Source organism: uncultured Arcobacter sp. (genome assembly GCF_937982575.1).
GTDB lineage: Bacteria > Campylobacterota > Campylobacteria > Campylobacterales > Arcobacteraceae > Arcobacter.
Window position 1 is genome coordinate 98591 of sequence record NZ_CALJLR010000028.1, and the last position, 25610, is coordinate 124200.

Here is a 25610-nt window from a genome sequence, read left to right on the forward strand (position 1 = left end):
TTTTTCATTTTTCAATTTAACCTACACTACCTTCTAAAGAGATATTTAATAACTCTCTAGCTTCCACTGCAAACTCCATTGGAAGTTCATCAAGTACTTCTTTACAAAATCCATTTACTATTAAAGAAACTGCATTCTCTTCACTTAAACCCCTTTGTCTTATATAAAAGAGCTGTTCATCTGATATTTTTGAAGTTGTTGCTTCATGTTCTATTTTTGAACTTGCATTTCTAACTTCTTGATACGGATAAGTATGTGCAGAACAGTTATTTCCTATAAGTAAAGAGTCACACTGTGAAAAGTTTCTAGAATTTTTAGCATCCTTTGCAACTCTTACTAATCCTCTATAGGCATTTGACCCACTCATGGCAGAAATACCTTTTGAGATGATAGTTGATTTTGTATTTTTACCTATATGCATCATCTTAGTTCCTGTATCTGCTTGTTGAGCTAGGGAAGTAAGTGCTACAGAATAAAACTCTCCTACACTATTATCACCTTTTAAAACACATGAAGGGTATTTCCATGTAATTGCAGAACCAGTTTCAACTTGTGTCCATGATATTTTTGAATTATCACCTTTACAAATACCTCTTTTAGTAACAAAGTTTAAAATTCCACCCTTACCATCTTTATCCCCTGGATACCAGTTTTGAATAGTAGAATATTTTATTTGTGAATTTTTTAAGGCTACTAGTTCTACAACTGCTGCATGAAGTTGTCTTTCATCTCTAGAAGGTGCTGAGCATCCTTCATTATATGAAACATAAGAGTCATCATCACAGATTATTAGTGTTCTCTCAAATTGTCCAGTATTTAATGCATTTATTCTAAAATAAGTTGAAAGTTCCATTGGACATCTAGTTTTTGGTGGAATATATACAAAACTTCCATCTGTAAAGACTGCACTATTCAAACAGGCAAAGTAATTATCTCCTATTGGAACAACTGAGGCTAGATATTTTTTAAGCAATTCAGGATGTTTATTTGCCGCATCACTGATTGAACAAAATATAATACCCAACTCTTCTAACTCTTTGTGAAAAGTTGTTTTAACAGATACTGAATCAAAAACGGCATCTACTGCTACACCTGCTAACATCTTTTGTTCTTCAAGTGGAATACCTAGTTTTTCATAGGTTTTTAATATACTAGGATCAACTTCATCTAAAGAGTCTAACTCTTTTTTTGGAGCAGAGTAGTATGAAATTTCTTGATAATCTATTTTATCTATTTTTAGACTTGACCAATTTGGTTCTTCCATAGTAAGCCATTTATTATAAGCTTTTATACGAAAATCACAAAGCCATTGTGGTTCATTTTTCTTTTTTGATATTGCTTTAATTACATTTTCATTTAAACCATTTGGAAATGTTTCAGAATTTATTATGGTTTCAAAGCCTAATTTATAGTCATTTTGTATTACATTTTTTATTTTATTATTACTCATAAATTCCTCCATTTATAAATAGGACTAATATTGTCCTATTTATAAATCTAACATATAATTATTAATAAATCGTTTATTATTATACCTAGTTTTATAATTTAAATTAAGTTTAATTTATAGTAAAATTATAAATTTCTAAATCTATCCTTTTTAATTAAGACAATTTTTATCCTATTTTTTTTATAATTCCACAAACAGTATAAAAAGGCTATAATTTATGGAATAGCTTTTGCATATAAAAAAGAAAAAGATAGGAATGAAAAATATGGAAGTTTACTTAGATAATAATGCCACTACAAAGGTTGATCCAGAAGTTTATAAAGCGATGGAACCATTTTTCTGTCATATATACGGAAATCCTAACTCATTACATAAGTTTGGAGCAGGAACACATCCTAAGATGGTTGAAGCCTTAAATTATTTGTATGATGGTATTAATGCTGCAGATGCAGATGATATTATAATTACTGCAAATGCAACTGAGAGTAATAATACAGTTATAAAAGGTATTTGGGTTGATAAAATTTTAAATGGTAATAAAAATCATATTATTACATCAGAAGTTGAACATCCTGCAATTACAGCAACCTGTAAATTCTTAGAATCACAAGGTGTAAATGTAACATATTTACCTGTAAATGAAGAGGGTGTTTTAGAAGCTTCTTTAGTGAAAGAACATATAAAAGATGATACAGCTTTAGTATCAATTATGTGGGCAAATAATGAGACTGGAAAAATTTTCCCAATTAGAGAAATAGGAGCTATTTGTAAAGAAGCAGGTGTTGCTTTTCATACAGATGCTACACAAGCAATTGGTAAAATAGCAGTTGATGTTCAAGCATGTAATGTAAACTACCTATCACTATCAGCACATAAATTTCATGGACCAAAAGGTATTGGAGCTTTATATGTTCAAAAAGGTTTTGAATTGACTCCATTATTACATGGTGGTGAGCAAATGGGTGGTCATAGAGCAGGAACAGTTGATGTGGCTTCTATGGTTGGTATGGGACTTGCTATGAAATTAGCAGTGGAACATTTAGGTTATGAAAATACTGAAGTTAAAAGATTAAGAGATAAATTAGAGAATGCAATTTTAGAAATACCAGAAACTGTAGTTATTGGTGGAAAAGATAATAGAACTCCAAATACAACTCTAATCTCTATTAGAGGTGTTGAAGGTGAATCTATGCTTTGGGACATGAACCAAAAAACAATTGGAGCTTCAACAGGAAGTGCCTGTGCTAGTGAAGACTTAGAAGCAAATCCAGTTATGAATGCTTTTGGAAGTGATAGTGAGTTGGCTCATACGGGAGTTAGATTCTCTTTAAGTAGATTTAATACTGAAGAAGAGATTGATTATGCGATTAATGTGATTAAAAATGCTGTAAATAGATTAAGAAATATATCAAGTTCTTATGCATATACACCAAAAGATCACGTTTCACAATTATAAAAAAATATAAAGGATTATAAAATGGCAAAAAATGATTTAATAAGCGGATCGATTTGGGATGAATACTCAAATCAAGTAATAAAAAGAATGGATGAACCTTTACACCAAGGTGAAATCACAGAAGAGATGGCAAAAGAGCTTGGTGGAAAATTAATCGTTGCTGATTTTGGAGCAGAATCATGTGGTGATGCAGTTAGACTATATTGGGTTGTAGATGAAAATACAGAAGAGATTTTAAATTCAAAATTCAAATCTTTTGGATGTGGAACTGCAATTGCTTCATCTGATGTTATGGCTGAATTATGTATTGGAAAAACTGTTTCAGAGGCAGTTAAAATTACAAATATTGATGTTGAAAAAGCATTAAGAGATCATCCAGATGTCCCTGCTGTACCACCTCAAAAAATGCACTGTTCTGTTATGGCTTATGATGTTATTAAAAAAGCTGCATCACAATTCAAAGGTGTTGATATGGATGCTTTTGAAACAGAAGTTATTGTTTGTGAGTGTGCGAGAGTTTCATTAGCAACATTACAAGAAGTAATCAAATTAAATAACCTTCAAACAGTTGAAGAAGTGACTGATTATACAAAAGCTGGAGCATTTTGTAAATCATGTATCAAGCCAGGTGGACATGAAGAGAAAGATATCTATTTAGTAGATATTTTAAAAGATGTTCATGCTGAGATGGAAAATGATAGATTAAAATCAGCAGCAGATGCAAGTGCAGCTGGAGAATCTACTTTTGATAAAATGACTATTGTTCAAAGAATTAAAATGATTGATGAAATCTTAGATGCAGATATTAGACCTATGCTTGCTATGGATGGGGGAAATATGGAGATTATTGATATTAAAGAAAATATTCCTCATTATGATATTTATATTAGATATTTAGGTGCATGTAATGGATGTGCTTCTGGTGATACAGGTACACTTTATGCAATTGAGTCTGTATTAAAACAAAAAGTTGATGAAAACATTAGAGTTTTACCAATTTAATCTAAATCAATAAAGAGAAAGAGCTATCTTTCTCTTTTTTCTTCTACCCTTTCTAAATTTTCAAATAGATATCTTTTATGATATAATTCAAACTTCAAATTAAAAAAATCATTATAATTATAGGAATAGTTTTATGCCAAATAGCAATAATCAAATTTTAAAAAATACAAATGCCAAGCTTTTAGATGAATTTAATGCTTCAGTTATGTTTGACAAAGTACTTTATGCCCAAGATATAAAAGGTTCAATTGCTCACTCACAAATGTTATGTGAGCAAGGAATACTTACAAAAAAAGATCAAGAAGATATTGAAAGAGGCTTACTACAAGTAAAAGAAGAGATAGAGTCAGGTGAATTTGAATTTAAAATTGAACATGAAGATATTCATATGGCTGTTGAGAGTAGATTAACAGAGATTATTGGAGAAGCTGGAAAAAGACTTCATACTGCAAGAAGTAGAAACGACCAAGTTGCTACTGATTTTAGACTATATGTTCAGGATAAAAACTTATCAATAAAAGTACAGTTAAAAGAGCTTGTAAATACTTTCGTAGAAGTTGCTAAAAAGCACACTGAAACTTTAATTCCAGGAATGACTCACTTACAACATGCACAACCTATAAACTTTGGGTATCACTTATTGGCATATGCAAATATGTTTAAAAGAGATTTTGAAAGATTTGAGAGCTCATATGAAAGAAATAACTATTGCCCACTTGGAAGTGCAGCACTTGCAGGAACACCACACAATATAAATAGATTTTCTACTTCTGAAAAGCTAGGCTTTAATTCTCCAACAATTTCTGCATTGGATACAGTTTCTGATAGGGATTTTGCTTTAGAGATTCTATTTAATATTTCAACTTCTATGATGCATATTTCTAGAATATCAGAAGAGTTAGTAACTTGGTCATCTTATGAGTTTCAATTTGTAAGAATGAGTGATGAGTATGCTACAACTTCTTCTATCATGCCTCAAAAGAAAAATCCAGATGTTCCTGAACTTCTTAGAGGAAAAACAGGAAGAGTTTATGGAAACCTAGTTTCACTATTTACTGTTATGAAAGGTTTACCATTAGCTTATAATAAAGATACTCAAGAAGATAAAGAGGGTGTTTTTGATTCTGTTAAGACTATGGAAATATCTATTTCTATTTTAAATGAAGTTATAAAAACAATGATAGTAAATATAGAAAGAATGGCAAATGCTTGTAAAATAGGGCACTTAAGTGCTACTGATTTAGCTGATTATTTAGTTCAAAAAGAAGCTATGCCCTTTAGAACTGCTTATTATATAACAAAAGATGTGGTAGCTACTGCAAATAACTTAAATAAAGATATTAGTGAATTGACTCTTGAAGAGATTAGAACTTCAAATGAAGAGATTAAAGATATTGATGAAGAGATTTTATTATTTTTAGATTTAAAAGCATCAATGAATGCAAGAACATCATTTGGTGGAACTTCTACAAAAAATACAAATGAACAGATTGAGATATTTGAGGAGTGGTTAAAAAATTAGATGATTTTATCATCTAATTTTTTTAAGTTAAAAGTTTTTTAGTTACGGCATAAAGTGATTGGATATCAGTTTTTCCTATAAATCCATCTACACCTATTTGATCCATTTTATTTTTTACAGCATCTGTAGTCATTGATGAATTTACAACTATTGGAATATTTGAATACTTATTACTTGCTTTTATAAATTGTGCAACTTGGAAACCATCAGTTTCTGGCATTTCAATATCAGTAATAATCATTCCTATTCTTGATGGGTCTAATTCTTTAACTCTATTTATAAGCCCACCACCATCATTGTAAATTTCATATTTAATATTTGCTTTTTCGAAAAATTTTCTTAAAACTTCTCTTGCCACATTAGAATCTTCAGCTGCTAATACTAATTTATCAGTTGAAAAACTAGCTTCAACATATTTATTCATGACATCTTCACCATCATTAGTCCAACCAAGATCTTTTAATAGTTGTTCAGCATTAAATACTGTACATAATTCATCTTTGTCATGAACTTTTACATATGTAGTATATGTTATTTTAGAATTTGTCTCTTCTGAATGTCTTAACTCATCAGTAGTTTTTTCAACGATATCAAGCATATCTTTGATTAAAAAACCTATTTTTTTATGGTTGAATTCACAATAAATTATTAGTTTATACTCTTCTAGTTCAAGACATTTGTTTCCAAGCCATGCATCAAGTTTTACTAAAGTAACTGGTTCCCCTCTAATTGTTGCAATACCCGCAACAACATCTGTATCAGATGGAGTGTCATTTATAGTAACTTCTTCTGTGATAACAAAAGCTTTAACTTTTGCGATATTTATTGCATAAATATTATTTCTTCCAGTATAAAATACGGCTAATTGTTGTACATTTCTAAGATGTCCTTGAGTCATTTGCTCAACGCTATTTATACCACTCATGTATTCCCTTTTTTGCAAATATTCTTATTATATTAATTTTTTTCTTATAGTTTATTGATTATTTCTTTAATTCGCAATTATTTTTTGAATTGCAACTGAAGACATCATTAAACCAAAAGAACCTGTAACACCTTCAAAGCTACCTTTTTCGATACAATTTGGATTTTCACCTGAAAAAATCACTTTGAACTTCTTTTTAAAGCCTCTTTTTTTTAATTCATATCTAATTTTTCTAATAAATGGGTCATTATAGGTATCCCATATTGAAATATATTCAATCTTTGAGGGGTCAATTCTTTTTGCACTACCACTTGTAGTTATAAGTTTATCGTAATATTTTTGAATAAGTCTAACTTTTGGTTTAATATCATCAATTGCATCCAAAATATACTCATAAGAGCTAAAATCAAATTCATCTACCCACTCTTCTGTTATTTTTTCATGTATTATTTGCACATTTGGATATTTTTCTTTTAAAGCTTCAACCTTAACTCTTCCAATATTTCCTTCACTACCCATTTGTCTATTTAAATTTGACTCTTCATATGTATCAAAATCTACTATTGTTATATTTGTTATTCCTGTTCTATAAAGTGAATCTAATGCAAATGAGCCAACCCCACCTACACCTAAAAGTATTATTTTTGTATTTTCAAACTTATTAAAATTATTATCTCCAAATAATTTTAAAGTTCTATCGTATTTTGACATACCACATCTTCTTTCATAATTTATTTTTTATTTTTATTTTTTTTGGGTATTATATCAGATTAAAATAGAAAATATATTTATGGAGATGTTCATGGAAAAAGAGCCAATGACAAATGTTGGATATGAAAAAATTACAAATGAATTAGATTTTTTAAAAAAAAGTGAACGGCCTGAAACTGTAATTGCATTGGAAGAAGCTAGACAACTAGGTGATTTAAAAGAGAATGCTGAGTATCATGCTGCAAAAGAGAAATTAAAATTAATAGATATCCAAATAGCAGAACTAGGGGCGGTTATAAGTAAAGCTGTGATTATTGATCCATCATCTTTACCACATGATAGAGTCTCTTTTGGTTCGACTGTAAAGTTAGTAAATGTTGATACTGATGAAGAGTTTGAGTACTCTATTGTAGGTGGTGTAGAGTCAAATGCAGATAAAGGAATGATCTCTTTTAATTCTCCTTTAGCTAAACAACTTATGGGAAAACAAGAAGGTGATGAGTTCTCTGCAACACTTCCAGGTGGCGTAAAAACTTTTGAAGTGCTAGAAGTATTTTATAAAGAACTTGAACTGTAATGTATATTCTAAAAAGATTTTATTTTGCCTGTACCAAATAGTATAAGTGAAAATGCAATTTTTATTGCAGATTCACACTTCAATGAAAAACGAGCTCAGCTTTTAACATTTTTGAAAAAATTAAAATCAAAAGAGATAGAGACAGAGCAACTATTTTTGATGGGTGATATGTTTGATTTTATTTCAGGAGAGAGTAAATATTTTATAAAAAGAAATAGTAAAGTTATAAGCCTACTAAATGAGATATCTTTAAATATAGAAATTATATATTTAGAGGGAAATCATGATTACAACCTAAAAGAACTCTTCCCAAATATAAAAATATATAAAAGAGAAAATCAACCTATTTTTATGACATATCAAAATCAAAGTGTAGCTTTAAGTCATGGGGATATATTTGTCAATGATATTTTTTATGATATTTATTGTAAATTTATAAGAAATAGGTTTTTTCTACTCTTTATGAATGCAATCGACTTTAAGAATTTTATATCTAAAAAGATATATTATGGACTTTTGAAAAAAAACATATGTAGAAAAATGAACAATTTTCAAGAAATCGTCTCAAAAAGAGTTAAGCACTATAATACTAATATAATCATAGAAGGACACTTCCATCAAGGCAAAGAGTATATACTTGATAAAAAAAGGTATAAAAACATACAGTCATTAAATTGTAGTAATGAGTATGTAATTTTATGCAACAATGAATTTATAGGAAAGAGTTTATGAGTCTTAACACTTTATTATTAACAGCTTTAATTTTGTTATTTATACTTTTATTATTACTGCTTTATTTATATAAAATAAATAGAAAGAAAAAAGTTGTAGCTACAACAAGTAAACAAAAAAATATAAATCCTCTAGATTTAAAATTGCCATTATTACCCCATACCTTAAATTCACTTAGCAATAATAGTATAAGAGAAGTGGCAAAAGAGGTTTATGATGTTTATAAAATATTAGATTATAAAAATGATGAAGAAGAGTATAAAAGAGACTCTTGGCACTCATGGCAAGTTGGTTTTTTAGTTGCTATGTATAAAAGAGAGTTGGAACTTTTTATACCAGATTGTAAAGAAGTCTTTCATAAAGAAGTATTAACTCAAAGTCCTGAAAGTCTTAGAATAGCTACAAAAAAAATAATAAAAAAATATCAAGATAAAGTAAATATAGAAAAAACAAAAGAAGTTTTATCTAAACAGCTTATTTGGAATGCCGAAGAAGTTGCAACACTAATGTACTTTTTATCTAAATATGAAAATTCAAGTAAGGATAAGTCATAGCTAAATTTAAAGTTGAGAGTAAATATAGCCCAGCAGGAGACCAACCCCAAGCAATAGAAGAAATAAGCCAATCAATACTTGCAGGAAACCAATATAACACCCTTCTTGGAGTAACAGGAAGTGGAAAAACTTATACTATGGCAAAGGTGATTGAAAAAACACAAAAGCCAACTCTTATAATGACTCACAATAAAACTTTAGCAGCTCAATTGTATAGTGAGTTTAAATCTTTTTTTCCTAACAACCATGTGGAGTATTTTATCTCTTATTATGACTATTATCAGCCAGAAGCATATATTCCAAGAAGTGATTTGTTTATAGAAAAAGATAGTTCAATAAATTCAGAACTAGAAAGAATGAGATTAAGTGCAACAGCCTCTTTACTCTCCTTTGATGATGTTATTGTTGTAGCTTCCGTATCTGCAAACTACGGATTAGGAAACCCTGCTGAATATAAATCTATGGTGCAAAAACTTTCCGTTGGTTTTGAGTACTCACAACGTTCTCTTTTAATGAAACTTGTTGACATGGGATATAAAAGAAATGATAAGTTTTTTGACCGTGCAGACTTTAGAGTAAATGGAGATGTTATTGATGTATTTCCTGCTTATTGGCAAGATGAGTTTATACGTGTAGAGTTTTTTGCCGATGAAGTAGAAGCAATTACAGTTCATGAATATATGACAAATGTCAAACAAAAAGATTTACAAGAGGTAACTATATATTCAGTAAACCCTTTTGTTGTAAATAGTGAAAATCTTGCAACAGCAGTAAAAAAAATCGAAGAAGAGTTAGAAGAGAGATTAGCCTTTTTAAAGGCTGAAGATAGGCTTGTAGAGTATCAAAGACTAAAACAGAGAGTAGAGTTCGATTTAGAGATGATAGAGGGTACTGGTATGTGTAAAGGGATAGAGAACTATGCTCGACACTTAACAGGATTGGAACCTGGTGAAACACCTTATTCAATGATGGACTATTTTGAACAAATTGGAAAAGACTTTTTATTAATAGTTGATGAGTCGCATGTATCCCTACCTCAATTTAGAGGAATGCACGCAGCAGATAAGAGTAGAAAAGAAGTTTTGGTTGAGTATGGATTTAGATTGCCAAGTGCTTTAGATAATCGTCCTTTGAAGTTTGATGAGTTTATCAATAAAGCACCACACTATTTGTTTGTAAGTGCAACTCCAAATGAACTAGAAACTTCAATGAGTTCTGTGGTTGCTGAACAAATTATTCGACCAACAGGACTATTAGATCCAACTATTGAGATTATGGATAGTGAGTTTCAAGTTGAGAAACTGCACGACGAAATCAAAAAAGTTGTTGTAAAAAATGAGCGGGTTTTAGTTACTGTTTTAACTAAAAAGATGGCAGAAGAACTAACAGCATATTATTTAGACCTAGGTATTAGAGTAAAATATATGCACAGTGAGATAGATACGTTAGAGAGAGTGGAAATCATAAGACAATTAAGACTAGGTGAATTTGATGTTTTAGTTGGAATCAATCTTTTAAGAGAAGGTTTAGATATACCAGAAACTTCTTTAGTAGCTATTTTAGATGCAGATAAAGAAGGCTTTTTAAGAAGTAAAACTTCTCTTATCCAAACTATGGGAAGAGGGGCAAGAAATCAAAATGGACGGGTAATTTTATTTGCCAAAAGAGTAACTGATTCTATGCAGTTTGCTATTGATGTTACAAATAAAAGAAGAGAAGTTCAAGAAGCACATAATAAAAAGCATGGTATTACGCCAACTACTACCACAAGAGTATTAGAAGATAATCTAAAACTAGAAGAGTACGACGACGTAGCCTTGAAGTTAGATAAGCTAAATAAGATGCCAGCTGCTGAGAGAAAAAAGATGCTCATAGAGTTGAATAAAGCTATGACACAAGCTTCGAAGGACTTGAACTTCGAAGAGGCAATACGTCTAAGAGATGAAATAGAAAAAATCAAAAAATTGTAAATAGAGGTTCATCTTTTGTCCAAACTCTGCGTTGAAAGTTGAATTTAATTCGTCACGTACTGCGTGTACGCTCCTCACAAAATTAAACTTCCGTCTTGATTTTGCACAAAATCTAAACCTCTATTTACAATTTTAAATGAATAAAAAGCTAGTCTGAAATAAATTTTTAAAATTCATCTCCTAATTGTGAAGTCATTTTCCCATTACCTAGTAATTGTGCTTCATTATATAAAAATCCATTCGCATATAATTCTTTGCAGATTTGTTTTGCTAAGTCTTGAGATAGTTTTATTTCAGGATAATATTATTTCCAAATATTCATATTACCACCATAGTGCACTGTTACAGTAGTACTAGAAGATGACTTAGCAGAATTTAATTCTTGTTCATATTTATCTGGATTATTTAAAAATTCTAATACTTTGATTGTATCTGTTATTAAAAATTTAAAATTACTTCATCAGCCTCTGAAATAAAACATCCTCTAAATTTTGTCTTGAATCAACTACTAATAAAATATAAACTGTTTGGTTTTCTATTTTATAAATGATTCGCCATCGTTTGTGAATAAGTTCTCTGTATTTTGAAATACCGATTTCATGCAGTTCTGGCACTATTCTGTTTCGTTCGGGGAGATAGTGTAGTTTATTAGACTCTTCTTTTATTTCAAAGAATACTTTTTTTGCTATATTTATACTATCTGTTTTGATATATTCAATTATATTTAAAAGATCGTTTTGGGCTGTTTTTGTCCATTGAACTTCATAGTTTTTCATTTAGTTGAATAGAGTACTTTCTATATTATCGAACATTTCATCTTGTTTTATAAGATTTTTGTTCTCTATATCTTTTTCACTTAGGATTATAAGTTTCAATAAGTTGATTGAATTTTGCATATTCTCATAGCTTTTTATATCTTGTACTACAGCTTTTGCTTCACCATTTTGTGTAATTATGACAGTTCTTTTATTTTCATTGACTCCATTGATTACATCAGCTGTTTTTGATTTTAGAAAACTTATTGGTTTTATATCTTGACTTAAATACATGATATTCCTTTTTATATTTTAAATTGTACTAAATTTAGATTTAATTTGGTATTAAGAATAACTATTATTTTAGTTTTTAACCCAACATTCAAAATAATCTACTAAAATTTCATCATGAAAAAAGCAACTAAAAAAGATATTGAAATAATAAAAGAAGCCTTTGTTGAGAAATACTCTGATGCTGTTACGGAACTGAGTTATAAAAATGATTTTGAATTACTTATTGCAATTATATTATCGGCTCAATGTACGGATAAAAGGGTGAATATTATTACTCCTGCTTTGTTTGAGAAGTATCCTACGGCTTTTGATTTGGCTGAGGCATCCCTTGAAGATGTTAAGGATTTATTGAAGTCTTGTTCTTTTTTTAATAATAAATCACAAAATATCATCAAGATGGCTCGAAGTGTGATTGAGAATCATGGTGGGGATATTCCCCATGATACTAAAGCTTTGATGAAACTTGCAGGGGTAGGAAACAAAACTGCTAATGTATTTATGATAGAAGCTGAGGGTGCAAATCTTATGGCTGTGGATACTCATGTATTTAGAGTGTCACATAGATTAGGGCTTAGTGATGGAAAAACTGTAGAACAAACAGAAGAGCACCTTGTAAAAAAACTAAAGGGTGATTTGCATATTTTCCATCAAGCTATGGTTCTATTTGGACGATATACTTGTAAAGCAGTTAAGCCTGATTGTGATAATTGTCTTTTTCCACATGTTTGTAAAACAAAAAAATCTTTTAAGCCTGCGTAAATTTATTTAAAAATATATTTTTAATAGTAGCATTTAGTCCATTTGAGTTAAACATTATTAGCTCTTTATAGTATCTTTGTAAATAGCTATCATGAAGAATTGATTTTCCTCCATTTATTACCATTCCAGTTGTGATAATATCTTGAGCTAAGCAAAATAGCTCAACTCTTAAATTATCTAACTCTTCGCCATTATTAGAGTTTAGAAATCGTTTTTTTATATCTTTTAATTTTATTTTGGAACTATTTTTTAAAGTATGGCTATCCAACTTATCTATAGCTCCTAAGGCTATACCATAAAGTGCAAAATGCACAGTTTTAGATAAAGATTTATTTTTTGTATAATTACCAATATTGTTTGCTGAGACTATATTTATCTCTTTTACAAAAAAGTTTTCTAAGTAGACATTTATAGTATTTAGTCCTTGTCCTACAAAAGTTTTCGGAGTTTCTAGTATTTTGAAGCTTTTACTTTTTTCAAAAGAGGCTAATACTTCATACTCTTTGTTTTCATAATGAAATCCAATAAGTAGTCTATCAAAGATTCTATAACCACTTGCCCATGTTAGTATTCCATTTAGTAAGTATCCATTTTTATATTTTTTTGCTCTTACATGGGTTTTATTTGAACGTAAATGATTTATTGCTATTCCACATTTTTTATTAAAAAAGTATTTTTTTCTTTTAAAATCGTTTTTAGCCATAATTGAATTTGCTGCAAGTATTTGAATAGCTAAAAAAGAGAGGTTTCCAGAGTAGGGTGTAAGTTTTGAAAAGAGTTTTAGTTTTAGTTTTTCTTGGGTATTTTTATCAAAATTATATAGGCTGAAAATATCATTTTTATAAGCTATATCAAAAGCTTTTTTTAAATACCTTAGCTCTTCATCCATTTTATGAAGAGGAAGCTTTTTAATCTCCTCAACTGTTTTATCTACTCTTTTAATGTACTCTTTTTTATTTGATTTTATTTTTCTTTGCACTCTTCTTCCCACTTTCCAAATACATATGTATCTTCAATCTTATTAATTTCAACACTATTTGCAACACACAAATACTCTTTATTGTTTTTATTGATAATATAAGTAAACTTATAGATAAAATGCTTTTTTGATGAGACGTTTTTATTATTTAAAAGTTCACTTGAAAGTTTTAAAATATCTATATTCTTCTCTTTTTTATATATTTCTTTAAATTGATTGGGTAAAAAATCCTTTTGATTTTTTTGATAAAGAGTAAAAACAAGTATAACAACAACTACAACTGCAGTTAAAATTATGGCTTCTTTTTTCTCAAATTTTTTATCTATTTTATAAACTATATATCCTATTAGAATGATGATTAATATGATTGATATTAATATTTGCATATGGTTTCCTATTTTTAGCTATTTGTTTTAAAGTCATTTTTCAGACTTATTGCACCTTTTATTGGTTCTTCAACTTTTGATACTCTTTGTTTAACTGCATTTTTTGGTACATACTTAAATGCTTGTTTTGGTAGAGTTGTATCATCAACACTAATAGTTGAGATGAGTTCAGATTTGATACTTCTTAAAATTGTTAAAATGGTTTCTAAATCTTTATCTTCAATTTCTAGTGTAATTTTACTCATAGTTCTCCTATAACTTTCTTTTAGTATAACATATTTAGTTTTATTATATTAATATTAGAAACTAATATATTGGAATAAAATGGATAAAACAAAGTTTGATTATGACTTTATTATTATTGGAGGAGGAGCTGTTGGGTGTGGAATTGCACTTGATGCTATAACTCGTGGTTATAAAGTGCTTTTATTAGAGAAAAATGACTTTGGTTCAGGTGCTAGTTCTAAAAGTACAAAGTTGGTTCATGGAGGAGTACGCTATTTAGAAAAAGCAATTTTAACTTTTAATAAAGCCCAATATAAGCTTGTAAATGAAGCCTTAAAAGAGAGGGCAATCTTTTTAAAAAACTCTTCAACTATTTCAAAAAAATTTCAAATTTTCACACCTCTTTATAATTGGTTTGAGGCTATTTATTTATATATTGGACTTAAAATCTATGAGTTAATATCCCTATCTTACTCTTTGGGTAAGTCATCATTTGTATCAAAAAAGATTTTAGGCTTTTTAAAGCAAAAAAATTTAAAAGGTGCAATCTCATATTTTGATGGTAGTTTTAATGATAGTAAAATGATAACTTCACTTCTAATTACAGCTCAGAACTTAGGAACAGATGTCAAAAACTATTGTGAGGTAAAAGAGTTTTTATATGATAATAAAAGAATTGTTGGACTTAAATATTTTGATAAGATAGAAAATAAAGAGTTTGAAATAAGCTCAAAAGTAGTTGTAAATGCCACAGGTGTAAGTATTGATACTCTTAGAAGAGTTGATGATTATAATTGCTCTGAATTAATTACTACAAGTAAGGGCTCACATATTGTTTTATCAAAAGAATTTATGGATTTAGACGTAGGGCTATTAATTCCTAAAACTCATGATGGAAGAGTGATATTCTTTCATCCATGGGAAAATATACTAATAATAGGCACAACTGAAGTAGATAATAAAGCTAAAAAAATAAGTGATGATGAGATAGACTATCTTCTATTTTATGCAAATAAGTATTTAAAAAAAGAGGCTAAAAAAGAAGATGTTTTATCAACTTTTAGTGGAACTAGAGCATTAATAAAAAAGGATATTCCCTTATCTTCAATTGTGCGTGAATATATAATAAATATATCCAAAACAAATTTAGTAAGTATAAGTGCAGGTAAATGGACAAGCTATAGAAAGATGGCTGAAGATTGCTTAAATGTAATTTTTTCTAAATCACTAATAAAGGAAAAAGCTAGTTGTAAAACAAAAGAGTGTGAACTTTTATCTTTAGAGAGTTTAGAAATAAATGAGGCAGATATTATTTTTGCAATAGAGAATTATTTTGTAAAAAGACCAATAGATATTTTACTTCGTATTACAAATATAGCTTATAAAAATAGAAGTACTGCTTTAAAAAATATAGAGTTTATTTGTGAGATTATGGCTAAATATTTTTCTTGGAATGAAGAAAAAAAAGATAGTGAAATAGAGTTTTCAAAAGATTATATAAAAAGTAGGTTTTGATGAATTTTTTTGATAGGTTTGAAAAAGAGAATTTGCTTATAGCCCATAGGGGATATAGTGCAAAGTTTCCAGAAAATACACTAATAGCTTTAGAAAATGCTACAACTTATGCAGATATTATTGAGTTTGATATTACGTTTACAAAGGATAAAAAGGTAGTGGTAATACATGATGAAACATTACTTAGAACTTCAAATGCTATTGATATATTTAAGAATAGAGACTCTTATTTTGTCTGTGATTTTACCTATGCAGAACTTTTAACTTTAGATTTTTCTTCTTGGTTTGATAAAAATATTCCTCTCCAAAAGATACTTTTACTTGAGGAAGTTTTAGAGTTATCAAAAAAATATAACATCTCTTTAAATATTGAGATAAAAGATATGAGTGAAACTATTTTTGATGAGTTTTATGTAAAAGAGATTTATTATATTTTAGAAAAACAAAAGATGATAAATGAAGTTTTAATCTCATCATTCAATCACAACTATTTAAAAATACTAAAAGCTATGGATAAATCTATTTCAACAGCTGCTGTTTTTTGGGAGAGTGTACCTAATAACTTATTGGAGTATTTAAAATTATTGGAAGTAGACTCTTATCATATTGATTTATCTTTGGTAAATAAAGAGCAAATAGATATATTAAAAGAAAAAAACATCTACACAAATATTTATACTATAAATAAAAAAGAAGTCCAACATAGTTTATATAAAAATGGCATAAAAGCTATCTTTAGTGATGAAAATTTAAAGTATAAATACTAATCAATATAGTTCATTGGTATCTTTACATTTAAAATATAAGAGAAGTTTTATTGAATTTATATAATGTTAAACTGTTAACTAAATAAAAATGAGAAAGGAAAGTAAATGCAACACCAACATCTCACTGAAATCATGGCATCCATAATTATAGTTGGTATTGTTTTACAATGGTTAGGGTGGCGTTTAAAAATACCTGCATTAATACTTCTGATAATTGCTGGATTTGTTTTAGGACCAATTACAGGATGGATTAACCCTAAAGAAGATCTTGGCGATATAATGCATCCTATAATCTCTCTTGGTGTTGCAATAATTCTATTTGAGGGTGGAGTAAATTTAAAGTGGCATGAATTTAAACAAAACTCTCAAGTCATAAACCGCTTAGTAACATGGAATGTTTTAGTTACTTTTTCATTAGGTGTAGTTGCTTCGCACTATCTTGTGGGCTTATCTATGCCTGTAGCATTAATCTTTGGAGCTATTATTATAGTAACTGGACCTACTGTAATTGTACCCTTATTAAAGCAAGCAAATCTAAATAGACGACCAGCGGCACTTTTAAAATGGGAAGGGATTATTAATGATCCTATTGGAGCATTATTAGTCGTATTGATATATGGTTATTATATGTTATCAGAGAGTGAAACTTTGATAATTGATGTAATTATAGGGCTAGGATTAAGTCTTTTTACCTCTTTGATACTTGGTGTTGGTATTGGTCATATTATTGCAGAATCTTTTAAAAAGGGAAAAGTTCCTGAACACTTAAAATCACCTATTATTTTAATTAGTATTTTTTTAGTTTATACCCTAGCAAATCTTGTTCAAAGTGAAGCTGGACTTATGGCAACAACTATATTAGGTATTACACTTGCAAATACAAGATTAAGTTCATTGGATGAATTAAGACGCTTTAAAGAGTATGTAACAATACTTTTAGTTTCAACTATATTTATTATATTAACAGCAGATATAGACCCTGAAATACTGCAAAGATTGGGTTGGGAAAGTTGGCTACTTCTATTTTTAATAATATTTATATTTAGACCTGTAAGTGTTTATCTTTCTACAATCAAAACTAATATTAAATGGAAAGAGAGACTATTTATAGCTTGGGTTGCTCCTAGAGGTATAGTTGCTGCTGCTATTGCTGGTCTATTTAGTCCACAACTTATGGAAAAGGGTTATGTTGGTGCTGAATTATTACTTCCTTTAGTCTTTGCTTTGATTATTCTTACTGTTGTATTTCATGGATTAAGTATTGGTTGGTTGGCTAAAAAACTTGATTTGGCATCTAATCATCCCGATGGATTGATGTTAATTGGCGCATCTTCTTGGTGTATAGCCTTAGCTAGTGAATTAAAAAAGAATGAAATTCCTGTATTGATAGTTGATAAAAAGTGGGATAATTTAAAACCTGCAAGAATGCAAAGTATTCCTACTTTTTACGGAGAAATATTAGCAGAGAGGACAGAGGAGGTCTTAGAACTTTCTCATATTACTAAGCTTCTTGCATTGACATCAAATAAGTCATATAATACTTTAGTATGCTCACAGTTTGCTCCAGAACTTGGACAGAATAATGTTTATGAAATAGGTTGGTATGAAATAAAGGAAAATGAAAAGAAAATACCAAGTGAAGCAGTAAGAGGAAATACTCTCTTTGATTCAGAAATATATTATAGTGATTTTGTAGCTAAGTTTAGAGAAGGATGGAAGTTTCAAACAATTTTATTATCTGAAGAATTTACATATGAAGATGCAATAAATAAAAAGAAAGATGATTCTTTGACTATTGCTATTATAACAAAAAGTGAGCATATTTTTCTTTACCCTTTTGAAGAAGATAAAATAGATAAAGATTTAAAAATTCTTATAATGTTTATACCTCCAAAAAAATAAATAAAAAATAAAAAATAAAAATTAACATAAAATTAACAGAGATATATAATAATCTTTCTCAAAATTTAAGGAGAAAGTATTGAAAAAATCTATTTGTTTATTTAGTATTATTGCTTCAACTTTTTTATTAGCTAATGAGATTGAAGTGCCAACTGTAAATGTTGAGGAAAAAGTTAATACAAAAGTTGTAAAAAGTGTAAGTGAAAATGAGATTAAAAGTGCTGATTTAGCAGAAGCTTTAACTCAAAACATCCCTTCAATATCACTTGTTAGAAGAAGTGGAATTGCAAATGATATTATTCTTAGAGGTCAAAAGAGAGATAATATTAACGTAATGATTGATGATGCAAAGATTTACGGAGCTTGTCCAAATAGAATGGATCCACCAACATCACATATTCTATCAAACAATGTAGAAAGTGTTGAGGTAACAGAAGGTCCATATGATGTAGAGAACTTTGGAACACTTAGTGGAAAAGTAAAAGTAAATACAAAAGAGCCAAGAAAAGATTTAGAAGGTGAAATCAACTTAAATGCAGGAAGCTTTAATTATAGAAAAGCAAGTGCAACTATTAGTGGTGGAACTGATAGATTTAAATTGTTGCTTTCTGCTTCAACAGAAAGCAGTGACCAGTACGAAGATGGAAATGGAAATGATTTTTATGAACAGCAAGTTAAATCTGGAATGCCTGCAGCAAATCAGTATTCAACAAATAATAGGGATAAAAAAGCCTATACTAAAAAAACATTACTTTCAAAAGCAATATTTAATATAGATGATAGTTCAGAAATCAAATTATCATACACTGCAAATAGAAGTGATAATGTTCTTTATCCAAACACACCAATGGATGCTAATTATGATGATTCAAATATTTATACTTTTGCATATGCAAAAAGAGATTTAGGAAAATATTCTAAAGAGTTAAATTTTGATTATTACTATTCCAATGTTGATCATCCTATGAGTACAACACTGAGAAATAATGGTGCAATGCAGATGACAAATCACATGAAATCATCAATTTGGGGTGCCAAAATAAAAAACAGTATGGATATAGAAGATGATATATTATCTCTTGGCTTAGACACAAGTGTAAGAAACTGGAAAGGTAAATATTATAATAAGACAAATCCATATATTAGAGACTCAATTGCTAGTACAGATACAAAAAACAAAGCAATATTTGCAACATATGAAAAAAGTGTTGGTGCCTTAGATATTGAACTTGGAACTAGATATGATAACACTTCAATAGATAATGTTGATGCAACAAAAAAAGATAATGATTATGATGCTTTAAATGCAAATATTTTTACAATATATAACTTAGATAAAAAAACAAAAATCTTTGCTGGCTTTGGAAAGTCAGAAAGAGTTCCTGATGCTAGAGAGTTATATTTTGTAAATTCAGGTGGTACAGTGGTTGGAAATCCTGATTTAAAAGCTGTAAAAAACTATGAAGCTGATTTTGGTTTTGAAAAAACTATTGGTGACTTTAATATTAAATCAAAACTTTTCTATTCTGTTTTAAAAGATTATATTTATAGTGTAAATGGAACAGGCTTTACAAATATTGATGCAAAAATATATGGGATAGATGTAAGTGGGTTTTATTATATGAATGATGCACTATCACTTGATTATGGAATTGCTTATCAAAGAGGTCAAAAGGATGAAGCACTTGCTGGACAAACAGACAAAGACTTAGCAGACCTTCCACCTTTAAAAGCTAATTTAGCACTAAATTATGAATTTTTAGCACAAAAAATAACAGCAGAAATGATAGCTGTTGATAATTGGAGTAATAATGATAGTGATAATGGGGAGCAAGAGTTAGGTGGATATGCTGTTTTTAATCTAAAATATAAAAATAAAATCAACAAAAATTTTGAACTTACTCTAGGAGTTGATAATATTTTTGATAAAACTTATGCTTCAACAAATACTTATAAAGATATCACTTATGTGTCAACAGGTGGAAATCCAACACTTATAAATGACCCAGGAAGATATGCTTATGTTAATCTAAGATATAAATTCTAAAAAGATAAAAGGAAGTAACTCTTCCTTTTATTCAAAATCCATTCTAACTTGAGTTTGTCCTGTAGTTCCAAAGGCTAAGTCTATTTTGGTTGCAATCTCTTTAAAGTCAACGTCTTGTACGATTTTTAAAGATTTTAAAATCTCTTTTTTCCCATTTACTAACTCTTTTGATTTTATTCCATGGGAGATTGATAAACTAGCTTCAATAAAAGCTGATAACTTATCACACTGTTTTAATGCAAGACCATCTATTGCATTGTATTTATCTACGTTATATGATGCTAGTCCGTTAGTTACAACTTTTATTTCATCTTCATAAATTTTGTCTAAGAACTCATCTTTTATTCCATCATATAAACCTAAAAGGTATGAAAACTCATCTTTTATTTTTTCTGGAACATTTGGCATAATATCATCATCTATTTTGATAATCTCATACTCACTTATAATATCAGATAAATCATCAACACAATATTTTACAGGCGAAATAATATCTCTTGTAAGAGCTTCTGGTAAATCATGAAAAAGGGCTGTATAAAAGTTATTTTGCAATCGTTTTTCACAAGCATTTACATCAAGTGAATAAAAATATCCAAATAAAGCTACAGTTAACATATGACCTAAAACAGACGTTTCTGGTATTCTTGGAGTTTGAGACCATCTTTTTTGAAATCTTAGTCTTCCACTTAAATCAATAACTTTTGATAGCTTTTTATTAAGTGCAATTTTTCGCACTCCTATTAACTCATAATAGTCTTCAATCTCTTCTTCAACACTTTTTTTAACCTCTTCAATATCACTTAAAAAAGCACTTGTTTGATATACAATTGAAAACTCCCATTTAGTAGAGAGATATGAGGCTGCTTTATTTATAAATCTCTCTTTTTTGTACATATTTGGATTTTCAAGATACTCTTCAAATTTTTTAAGAAAATTACCACCATCTATATCTTTTATAGAGTCATGTAGTTTACTTATAACCCAGCTATTTATCTCTTTTGATTTTCTTTGCAGAGCTTTTCTAAATACATCAGGTCTTATATCAGTAACTACCACCCGTCGTAAAAATTCAAAAATTCCTGCTTCTATTAGGTGGGTATAATTTACATTATCTTCAAGTTTTGCTATAAAATAAGCTATTATAAACTTATGTGCTTGTTTATCAAGTTCTACTAGCTCAACCATTCTAGGATAGTCATTCCATCTTTGAATTGAAGCTGAAGAGAAAATATAATCTATAATCTTGTGGTTAATCATCTTTTTTATCTTTCTTTTTTGAGTCATCGCTAAAGAATATCATTTTTTTACCTATCATCATCAATGTAACTACTGTTCCAACTACTACATAAGCTACCCAAGGTTCCTGCATCTTTGACTCTTTATTTTTGTTTTGATTATCCCATAATATTGATAAATAGGTACTTAGAAAATTCTTTTTTTAAATTTGATGCAAAATGAAAAATAAGATGTATAATTCCAAAAATTAATATAAGGAAAAAGATAAATAATGTCAACTTTGACAATAAGCAACTACACTTTAAAACACTTTGATTTAAAAGCACGTGATACTATGACTGAGTATTTAGAACTCATCAATGTAGACGTAAGTGATTACACATTTGCAGGTAACTATATTTGGCTATCAACAGCTACTGGGTTTTATGCAATAGTAAATGATACCTTTTGTCTATTTATTTTAAATTCTGGTGAATTATCTATGCTTTTACCTCCAATTGGAAAAAAAGATAATACCTATGATGCCATGCTTCAATGTTTTGAAATAATGAATGCACACAACAGTAATAGAAACTATTCAAAAATAGAGTATGTACATGAAGAGTTATTAGAAGGGTTTGTTGATTATTTGGAAGAGGGTACTTTAGTATATGAGATGCTAAAAGACTTTATTATTGAGAAAAAACTTGTAGATTATATTTATAAAGTTGAAGATTTAATTGAATTAAAGGGTGACTCTTATAAATCAAAAAGAAATGAGATAAATAAATTTAAGAAAATTTATCCAGATCATAGAATAGAAATTTTAAATAAAGAAAAACATGGAACTGAAGTATTAAACTTATTTAATAAATGGGTAAAAGATAGAACAACATATATGCCAAAAGAAGAAGTAGAAATTTTTATGGATGGGATATATTTTGAGAGATTTGCCATCAAAAGATTGATAAATGATTATGATAACTTGGATATTATAGGACTTGTTATTTATATAAATGATGAGTTAAAAGGCTTTACAGTTGGAGAGCAAATAAATGAACAAACTGCAAGCGTTATTATAGAAAAAACAGATTTTGAGATTCTTGGTTGTGCTCAGTTTATCTTTAGAGAGTTTACTAAAATATTAAAAGAAAAGTTTGATATCGAATATATAAATGTTGGTGATGATATGGGATTTGAAAACCTAAAAAAAGTGAAAATGTCATATAGACCAAATAAGTTAGTACCAAAGTATACAATTTACCAAAAATGAAAATTCAAGTAGCAAATAAGGAAGATATAAAAGAGCTTTTAAATATAGAAGAAGCTCTTTTTACAAATGATAGTTCGGCTTTATCAAAAGCTTCTTTTTCATATCATTTGAAAAAAAATATAATTTATAAAGTAGTAATTGATAAAAAAATAATTGCTTATATTTTATGGCTTAAAAGAAAAAATTATTATAGACTCTATTCTGTAGCTATTTTAAAAGAGTTTCAAGGAAAAGGATTGGGAAAAGCTTTGTTGGAATACTCTTTGACAAATCTTGACAAAGATATATTTGAACTTGAAGTAAGAGTTAAAAATACTGTTGCAATAAAACTATATGAAAAATTTGAATTTAAAAAAGTAAAGATTTTAGAGAATTTTTATGATGATGAAGATGGGATTAAGATGAGACTAAAGAGATAACTCTTTAGTCTTTAGTTTCTACAGCTACCAAAAAGGTTATTGATTTTTTTAACTCTACCTTCATGTCTTCCACCTTGGAAAGTTGCTTTATCCCAAGCTTCAACTATAGCTTCAACCATACCTGGACCTGTAACTCTTTCACCTAAGCAGATTACATTTGCATCATTATGTTCTCTTGCCATTTGTGCAGAGTATTCATTATGACAAAGTGCTGCTCTAATTCCATCAAATTTATTAGCAGCCATACTCATACCAATCCCTGAACCACAAATTAAAATACCTTTTGAACCCTCATTTGCTAAAACTTCTTTACAAACTTTTTCTGCAAAATCAGGATAATCAACTCTATCTTTGCTTTGTGGTCCCAAATCAATAACTTCATGACCTCTTGCTTCAAAAAGCTTTTTTACATAAGCTTTTATATCAATACCTGCATGATCTGCGCCAATATAATATTTCATTAATAAATTCCTTTTTCATGATTGATAGAAAGCTCTTTGCCTTCCATCTCTTTTTCTATACTTTCAACTGTTCTAAAAACTCTATTCCATCTAACTTCATAGTTTTTATCCCAAGAAAAATAGATAAACCAAGGAGTTCCAACTATATATTTGTATGGAACAGTACCCCAAAATCTAGAATCATTTGAATGGTCTCTATTATCACCCATCATAAAATATTCATTTTCAGGTATTTTAATCGGATTCATATCAAAAAGTTGTCTAAAAGGTGTTCCAATTCTTGATATTGAGGGGTCGTTATGAATACCAGGATGCTCTTTTTTATAAGGGTCCATTACAAATAGTTTTCCATCTACTTCTGTTACATGATATCCAACATAGTTTTTCTTAACAAATTCATTTCCCTCTTTTGGATGTAAAAATAGATGTTTATCTTGTAAAGCAACAATGTCTCCACCAACTGCTACACATCTTTTTACATAATGAATTGTCTCTTCTTTTGGATATCTAAAAACAACTATATCCCCTCGACTTGGTCCTTCTGCACTTATAAGATGTCCATTATCATTAAAATCAGGAAGTACTTTTACCTCAAGCCAAGGAAGTCTAGGTGTTGGGATACCATAAGAAAATTTTTTTACAAAAAGCATATCCCCTATTAAAAGAGTGTTTTTCATACTCCCACTTGGAATTACAAAAGCTTGAGCAACAAAAAATATGATACTCAATACAATTACAATAGTACCAGTCCAAGAACTAGACCAGTTGTATAGTTTTTTTAACATTAATTACTTTCTCTTTTCTCTCTTAATTTTGCAGCTTTAAGAGTATTTTTTAATAACATCCCAATAGTCATAGGTCCAACTCCACCTGGAACTGGAGTGATAAATGAACATTTATCTTTACAATCTTCAAAATCAGCATCACCTGTTAATTTACCACTATCTAGTCTGTTGATACCAACATCAATAACAACAGCCCCATCTTTTATCATGTCTGCTTTTAGTAAATGTGGAACGCCAACAGCAATAACAACTATATCAGCCTCTTTTGTATGAGCTTTTAAATCTTTTGTTCTTGAGTTACAAACTGTAACTGTAGCTTTTGCATTGATTAAAAGTGATGCCATTGGTTTACCAACTATGTCACTACTTCCAATAACAACTGCATTTTTACCACTTAATTCTATACCATACTCTTCAAACATTCTCATAACACCAAAAGGGGTTGCTGGTAAAAATGAATCTAAGTTTGAAACCATTCTTCCTACATTGTATGGGTGAAAACCATCCACATCTTTTAGAGGATTTATAGCTTCTAAAACTGTTGTTGTATCAATATGTTTTGGAAGTGGTAATTGCACTAAAATACCATCAAGTTTTGGGTTATTGTTCATACCTTCAATTAAAGCCAATAACTCTTCTTGAGTTATTGATTCATCTTTTGTATGAACTTCTGAATATATACCTGCTGTTTCACATGACTTGTGTTTACTATTTACATAAGTAGAACTTGCAGGGTCATTACCCACTAATATAACTGCAAGTCCTGGTGTGATTTGCTCATTTTTTACAAGTTCTGTTACTTCAACTCTTACTTCTTCTTTTATTTTTGCTGATAATGCCTTACCATCTAATATAACCATTCTAGTTACCTTATAACTGTTTTAATTTTAGCTTGCTATAATACCCAAAAAGAATTTATACAAAGGTTA

General features: G+C 29.0%; 26 protein-coding genes. 14 read left to right on the plus strand and 12 right to left on the minus strand.

Annotated features, from left to right (window positions below; translation table 11 throughout):
• Positions 1–16 precede the first annotated feature (16 nt).
• Complete coding sequence (sufB, locus tag Q0617_RS13685) at positions 17–1450, minus strand: Fe-S cluster assembly protein SufB (RefSeq protein ID WP_298754015.1); 1434 nt, start codon at positions 1448–1450, stop codon at positions 17–19.
• Between the two features lie 265 nt (positions 1451–1715).
• Between sufB and Q0617_RS13690 the strand changes: the two genes are divergently transcribed.
• The 3 genes from Q0617_RS13690 to argH all read left to right on the plus strand — a co-directional run bounded on the left by Q0617_RS13690 (position 1716) and on the right by argH (position 5430).
• Positions 1716–2906, plus strand: a complete 1191-nt coding sequence (locus tag Q0617_RS13690) for a NifS family cysteine desulfurase (protein WP_298754017.1) — start codon at positions 1716–1718, stop codon at positions 2904–2906.
• A gap of 21 nt (positions 2907–2927) precedes the next feature.
• A complete protein-coding gene (locus Q0617_RS13695; RefSeq protein ID WP_298754019.1) occupies positions 2928–3908 on the plus strand; it encodes an iron-sulfur cluster assembly scaffold protein in 981 nt (326 codons plus the stop codon).
• 133 nt (positions 3909–4041) lie between these two features.
• A complete protein-coding gene (argH, locus tag Q0617_RS13700; RefSeq protein WP_298754021.1) occupies positions 4042–5430 on the plus strand; it encodes an argininosuccinate lyase in 1389 nt (462 codons plus the stop codon).
• Positions 5431–5452: 22 nt separating this feature from the next.
• Here argH and Q0617_RS13705 read toward each other — a convergent pair whose 3' ends face one another.
• Positions 5453–6355, minus strand: a complete 903-nt coding sequence (locus Q0617_RS13705; RefSeq protein WP_298754022.1) for a response regulator — start codon at positions 6353–6355, stop codon at positions 5453–5455.
• 66 nt (positions 6356–6421) lie between these two features.
• Positions 6422–7066 (minus strand): ThiF family adenylyltransferase, encoded by a 645-nt coding sequence (locus Q0617_RS13710; RefSeq protein WP_298754025.1) that lies wholly within the window; start codon positions 7064–7066, stop codon positions 6422–6424.
• Positions 7067–7157: 91 nt separating this feature from the next.
• Here Q0617_RS13710 and greA point away from each other — a divergent pair, with 91 nt between their 5' ends.
• Genes greA through uvrB form a run of 4 tightly spaced genes read left to right on the plus strand, consistent with a single transcriptional unit; the run spans position 7158 to position 10899 of the window.
• Positions 7158–7643, plus strand: a complete 486-nt coding sequence (gene greA, locus Q0617_RS13715; RefSeq protein WP_298754027.1) for a transcription elongation factor GreA — start codon at positions 7158–7160, stop codon at positions 7641–7643.
• Between the two features lie 24 nt (positions 7644–7667).
• On the plus strand, positions 7668–8375 hold the full coding sequence (locus tag Q0617_RS13720) for a UDP-2,3-diacylglucosamine diphosphatase (protein ID WP_298754029.1): 708 nt from the start codon (positions 7668–7670) through the stop codon (positions 8373–8375).
• A complete protein-coding gene (locus tag Q0617_RS13725) occupies positions 8372–8929 on the plus strand; it encodes a hypothetical protein (protein ID WP_298754031.1) in 558 nt (185 codons plus the stop codon). Before Q0617_RS13720 ends, Q0617_RS13725 begins: the two co-directional genes overlap by 4 nt.
• Positions 8926–10899 carry an excinuclease ABC subunit UvrB gene (gene uvrB / locus Q0617_RS13730; RefSeq protein ID WP_298754792.1) on the plus strand — a complete coding sequence of 658 codons (1974 nt, stop codon included), beginning with the start codon at positions 8926–8928 and terminating at the stop codon, positions 10897–10899. Before Q0617_RS13725 ends, uvrB begins: the two co-directional genes overlap by 4 nt.
• A 452-nt stretch (positions 10900–11351) precedes the next feature.
• On the opposite strand, the gene Q0617_RS13735 is transcribed toward uvrB, so the two are convergent.
• Positions 11352–11675, minus strand: coding sequence for a type II toxin-antitoxin system RelE/ParE family toxin (locus tag Q0617_RS13735; protein WP_298754033.1), 324 nt, complete (start codon positions 11673–11675; stop codon positions 11352–11354).
• Positions 11676–11948: a type II toxin-antitoxin system Phd/YefM family antitoxin gene (locus tag Q0617_RS13740; RefSeq protein WP_298754035.1), complete on the minus strand. Its 273-nt coding sequence runs from the start codon at positions 11946–11948 to the stop codon at positions 11676–11678.
• A gap of 114 nt (positions 11949–12062) precedes the next feature.
• On the opposite strand from Q0617_RS13740, the gene nth reads away from it, so the two are divergent.
• On the plus strand, positions 12063–12707 hold the full coding sequence (nth, locus tag Q0617_RS13745; RefSeq protein WP_298754037.1) for an endonuclease III: 645 nt from the start codon (positions 12063–12065) through the stop codon (positions 12705–12707).
• Here nth and Q0617_RS13750 read toward each other — a convergent pair.
• Genes Q0617_RS13750 through Q0617_RS13760 form a run of 3 tightly spaced genes read right to left on the minus strand, consistent with a single transcriptional unit; the run spans position 12694 to position 14317 of the window.
• On the minus strand, positions 12694–13686 hold the full coding sequence (locus Q0617_RS13750; RefSeq protein ID WP_298754039.1) for a hypothetical protein: 993 nt from the start codon (positions 13684–13686) through the stop codon (positions 12694–12696). The two genes, nth and Q0617_RS13750, sit on opposite strands and share 14 nt — an antisense overlap.
• Complete coding sequence (locus Q0617_RS13755) at positions 13671–14072, minus strand: hypothetical protein (RefSeq protein ID WP_298754042.1); 402 nt, start codon at positions 14070–14072, stop codon at positions 13671–13673. The genes Q0617_RS13750 and Q0617_RS13755 overlap by 16 nt, the downstream gene beginning before the upstream one ends.
• A gap of 14 nt (positions 14073–14086) precedes the next feature.
• Positions 14087–14317, minus strand: a complete 231-nt coding sequence (locus Q0617_RS13760) for a hypothetical protein (protein WP_298754044.1) — start codon at positions 14315–14317, stop codon at positions 14087–14089.
• Positions 14318–14396: 79 nt separating this feature from the next.
• Between Q0617_RS13760 and Q0617_RS13765 the strand changes: the two genes are divergently transcribed.
• From Q0617_RS13765 to Q0617_RS13780, 4 genes are all read left to right on the plus strand, one after another.
• Positions 14397–15812 (plus strand): FAD-dependent oxidoreductase, encoded by a 1416-nt coding sequence (locus Q0617_RS13765; protein WP_298754046.1) that lies wholly within the window; start codon positions 14397–14399, stop codon positions 15810–15812.
• On the plus strand, positions 15812–16579 hold the full coding sequence (locus tag Q0617_RS13770) for a glycerophosphodiester phosphodiesterase family protein (protein WP_298754048.1): 768 nt from the start codon (positions 15812–15814) through the stop codon (positions 16577–16579). The genes Q0617_RS13765 and Q0617_RS13770 overlap by 1 nt, the downstream gene beginning before the upstream one ends.
• 105 nt (positions 16580–16684) lie before the next feature.
• A complete protein-coding gene (locus Q0617_RS13775) occupies positions 16685–18481 on the plus strand; it encodes a sodium:proton antiporter (protein ID WP_298754050.1) in 1797 nt (598 codons plus the stop codon).
• Positions 18482–18560: 79 nt separating this feature from the next.
• Positions 18561–20528, plus strand: a complete 1968-nt coding sequence (locus Q0617_RS13780; protein ID WP_298754052.1) for a TonB-dependent receptor — start codon at positions 18561–18563, stop codon at positions 20526–20528.
• Between the two features lie 27 nt (positions 20529–20555).
• On the opposite strand, the gene Q0617_RS13785 is transcribed toward Q0617_RS13780, so the two are convergent.
• The gene (locus Q0617_RS13785) at positions 20556–21785 is read right to left on the minus strand and encodes an HD domain-containing protein (RefSeq protein WP_298754056.1); all 1230 of its coding nucleotides are present in this window, start codon (positions 21783–21785) and stop codon (positions 20556–20558) included.
• Between the two features lie 250 nt (positions 21786–22035).
• Between Q0617_RS13785 and Q0617_RS13790 the strand changes: the two genes are divergently transcribed.
• Positions 22036–23016, plus strand: coding sequence for a phosphatidylglycerol lysyltransferase domain-containing protein (locus Q0617_RS13790; protein WP_298754058.1), 981 nt, complete (start codon positions 22036–22038; stop codon positions 23014–23016).
• Positions 23013–23435: a GNAT family N-acetyltransferase gene (locus tag Q0617_RS13795; protein WP_298754060.1), complete on the plus strand. Its 423-nt coding sequence runs from the start codon at positions 23013–23015 to the stop codon at positions 23433–23435. The genes Q0617_RS13790 and Q0617_RS13795 overlap by 4 nt, the downstream gene beginning before the upstream one ends.
• Positions 23436–23446: 11 nt before the next feature.
• Here the strand turns inward: Q0617_RS13795 and rpiB are convergent, their stop codons facing one another.
• From rpiB to folD, 3 genes are read right to left on the minus strand one after another with little or no spacing between them, the layout of a single operon-like run.
• Entirely contained in the window at positions 23447–23896 is a 450-nt protein-coding gene (rpiB, locus tag Q0617_RS13800; RefSeq protein WP_298754062.1) for a ribose 5-phosphate isomerase B, read from the minus strand.
• Positions 23896–24681: a signal peptidase I gene (lepB, locus tag Q0617_RS13805; RefSeq protein WP_298754064.1), complete on the minus strand. Its 786-nt coding sequence runs from the start codon at positions 24679–24681 to the stop codon at positions 23896–23898. Before lepB ends, rpiB begins: the two co-directional genes overlap by 1 nt.
• A complete protein-coding gene (folD, locus tag Q0617_RS13810) occupies positions 24681–25541 on the minus strand; it encodes a bifunctional methylenetetrahydrofolate dehydrogenase/methenyltetrahydrofolate cyclohydrolase FolD (RefSeq protein WP_298754066.1) in 861 nt (286 codons plus the stop codon). The genes lepB and folD overlap by 1 nt, the downstream gene beginning before the upstream one ends.
• Positions 25542–25610: the final 69 nt, after the last annotated feature.

Bases quoted from the DNA above. Each gene is read 5' to 3' on its own strand.
- folD (WP_298754066.1), bottom strand. From the start codon at position 25,541: ATGGTTATATTAGATGGTAAGGCATTATCAGCAAAAATAAAAGAAGAA.
- Q0617_RS13690 (WP_298754017.1), top strand. From the start codon at position 1,716: ATGGAAGTTTACTTAGATAATAATGCCACTACAAAGGTTGATCCAGAA.
- Q0617_RS13755 (WP_298754042.1), bottom strand. From the start codon at position 14,072: ATGCAAATATTAATATCAATCATATTAATCATCATTCTAATAGGATAT.
- sufB (WP_298754015.1), bottom strand. From the start codon at position 1,450: ATGAGTAATAATAAAATAAAAAATGTAATACAAAATGACTATAAATTA.
- rpiB (WP_298754062.1), bottom strand. From the start codon at position 23,896: ATGAAATATTATATTGGCGCAGATCATGCAGGTATTGATATAAAAGCT.
- lepB (WP_298754064.1), bottom strand. From the start codon at position 24,681: ATGTTAAAAAAACTATACAACTGGTCTAGTTCTTGGACTGGTACTATT.
- Q0617_RS13775 (WP_298754050.1), top strand. From the start codon at position 16,685: ATGCAACACCAACATCTCACTGAAATCATGGCATCCATAATTATAGTT.
- greA (WP_298754027.1), top strand. From the start codon at position 7,158: ATGGAAAAAGAGCCAATGACAAATGTTGGATATGAAAAAATTACAAAT.
- Q0617_RS13740 (WP_298754035.1), bottom strand. From the start codon at position 11,948: ATGTATTTAAGTCAAGATATAAAACCAATAAGTTTTCTAAAATCAAAA.
- argH (WP_298754021.1), top strand. From the start codon at position 4,042: ATGCCAAATAGCAATAATCAAATTTTAAAAAATACAAATGCCAAGCTT.
- nth (WP_298754037.1), top strand. From the start codon at position 12,063: ATGAAAAAAGCAACTAAAAAAGATATTGAAATAATAAAAGAAGCCTTT.
- Q0617_RS13725 (WP_298754031.1), top strand. From the start codon at position 8,372: ATGAGTCTTAACACTTTATTATTAACAGCTTTAATTTTGTTATTTATA.
- Q0617_RS13795 (WP_298754060.1), top strand. From the start codon at position 23,013: ATGAAAATTCAAGTAGCAAATAAGGAAGATATAAAAGAGCTTTTAAAT.
- Q0617_RS13790 (WP_298754058.1), top strand. From the start codon at position 22,036: ATGTCAACTTTGACAATAAGCAACTACACTTTAAAACACTTTGATTTA.
- Q0617_RS13765 (WP_298754046.1), top strand. From the start codon at position 14,397: ATGGATAAAACAAAGTTTGATTATGACTTTATTATTATTGGAGGAGGA.
- Q0617_RS13705 (WP_298754022.1), bottom strand. From the start codon at position 6,355: ATGAGTGGTATAAATAGCGTTGAGCAAATGACTCAAGGACATCTTAGA.
- Q0617_RS13785 (WP_298754056.1), bottom strand. From the start codon at position 21,785: ATGATTAACCACAAGATTATAGATTATATTTTCTCTTCAGCTTCAATT.
- Q0617_RS13770 (WP_298754048.1), top strand. From the start codon at position 15,812: ATGAATTTTTTTGATAGGTTTGAAAAAGAGAATTTGCTTATAGCCCAT.
- Q0617_RS13695 (WP_298754019.1), top strand. From the start codon at position 2,928: ATGGCAAAAAATGATTTAATAAGCGGATCGATTTGGGATGAATACTCA.
- Q0617_RS13760 (WP_298754044.1), bottom strand. From the start codon at position 14,317: ATGAGTAAAATTACACTAGAAATTGAAGATAAAGATTTAGAAACCATT.
- Q0617_RS13735 (WP_298754033.1), bottom strand. From the start codon at position 11,675: ATGAAAAACTATGAAGTTCAATGGACAAAAACAGCCCAAAACGATCTT.
- Q0617_RS13710 (WP_298754025.1), bottom strand. From the start codon at position 7,066: ATGTCAAAATACGATAGAACTTTAAAATTATTTGGAGATAATAATTTT.